At 36.4% G+C, this 1881-nt stretch carries 1 protein-coding gene and 1 pseudogene; both read right to left on the bottom strand.

All coding sequences use genetic code 11. The features are described 5' to 3' along the window. Positions 1 to 413: 413 nt before the first annotated feature. A pseudogene (locus ACFQZ1_RS11085) lies at positions 414 to 1073 on the bottom strand (RNA-guided endonuclease TnpB family protein); the annotation flags it as partial. A gap of 235 nt (positions 1074 to 1308) precedes the next feature. Beyond that, on the bottom strand, positions 1309 to 1881 hold a 573-nt coding region (locus ACFQZ1_RS11080; protein WP_377882253.1), incomplete at its 5' end, for a transposase.

The following is a 1881-nucleotide window of genomic DNA, read 5'->3' as shown; positions in this document are numbered from 1 at the left end:
AACGTACAATGAACTTCAACAATTACTAGCTACTTCCTAAACATTGTTCTTCATTTACCAAACTGTTTATGGTTTATGCTTTTTTCAAACTTTGCAACAGAACCCTTTTTTCTTTGTTATATAAAATTTACATAATAAATGCGAGCTCCAACAAATCGAACAATTAAAAGTATAGTACTTCCTCTATTAATTCATAACCAAAATGTTTTAAACAAACGTTTGTTCAAATTTTCCAAGATAAATTTCTTCATCCTATAATTGAGACTCCCACGGCTAAAGCCGCAAGTCCTATACCTTCCAGTGTAACGGATGGGATTCCTGAATGACTTTACGTTCTCAATCCATTTCTGTTTCGAACAGCCTTCAAGATGAGGGCATCTTATTGCCCCTCATAGGGCAGAACATATAGTTCCCTATGCTGATTGACTGTTACCATCAACCACAGGTGCATATCGAATATTCATAGCACCTACTAAATCACGATGTTTTTCAAATCCACATTTACATATGTATTTCCTATCATGTGCTTTGTTCTTTTTAGCACATTTCGGACATGTTTGAGAAGTATACGCAGGATTCACATATTCAACTTTAATACCTTCTAAATTTGCTTTATATTCGATGAATTGAGATAAACGATAGAATGACCAGCTGTGCAAATTCTTTTCGTTTTTACGGCTTGTTCTTGCCGTCTGTCTAATATTCGCTAACTGTTCTAAACGAATGACAGAAATACTATTATTTCTTGCAAAATTGACAATCGCACGGCTAACTTTATGATCTTGGTCTTCCATATATCGTTGCTCTTTATCATCGAAGTTACGAATAGCATTTACTTTCTTTTGTTTTCCTAATTTCTTTCGAATACTACGAAACTTTCGTTTCACATATTTGTTCTGTCTACCATTCCCAAAGAAATGAACTTTATCATCATCTGTCACTGCAACAGCAGGTACTTTTAACCCTAAATCTATCCCCATTATTTTCATTCCTGTTTTTTCTGTTGTAGGTATAGTGATGGCTATTTGTGCAATCCACTTCTTCCCTTTTTTCGTTATACGAAGCGTACCTAATCAAGTTGTTGATAAAGATGCATCAGCACTTACATGCTGGTGCATCTTTGTCATAGTTTCAGCTTTTTATGTCGAAATTTGCTTAGCGTGGTTTTTTTCCGAAATGCTGGCGGTACCCCATGCCCATCAAGCTAACGGTGAGAAACCCTAGCTATACCTTGGTTTTTGTACTGTGACTAATGGGTTTTGGAAAAATAAACATGCCAAATAAACCTATGAAAATGTGATTTTTCCGCTAGGCAACTTGTCTTTTATTCACCGTCGTTTCATAGACAACACCAAGAATATCGAAGACGGTCATTTTTTTGTACCGATGACATTTACGACCATTCTTTTTAAGCGATTGATAGAGGCGATGCAGAATCGCCGAGAGTTCATCTGTGTCAACTGCCATTGCTTGGAACAGTAACGGAAAGTAATCCTTAATCATATAAATTGCTTTGTATTCGCTTAGTTCTTGCTTCTGCTTTCCGAGTAGAAACTGTCGCATTTGAAACATCGTAGAGGAACAGATGAGAATGCCAATGAGTTGACCATACAAATGGCATTCAAGACGTTCTTTTTTGATGCCCTTACACTCATCAATTTCAAAGAACGACTTCCATGTTTTAAACAAAATCTCTATTTGCCAACGCAGTGAATACAAGGAATGCACATAGTTCGTCGGTACTTCTTCTAGCGATGTGTTCGTAATATATACATTTATGCCCATTAAACGTTTACTTTTATCCTTCATGACAATGCCTTTCTTCTTTTCACGTATCGCTTGGTTTTTCAGGCGTGTTTGCGTTTGATCATCGGTTAAACG

The organism is Bacillus sp. CGMCC 1.60114 (genome assembly GCF_042676365.1).
GTDB lineage: Bacteria > Bacillota > Bacilli > Bacillales > Bacillaceae_G > Bacillus_A > Bacillus_A rhizoplanae_A.
This window is presented reverse-complemented; position numbering and strand designations above follow the sequence as displayed.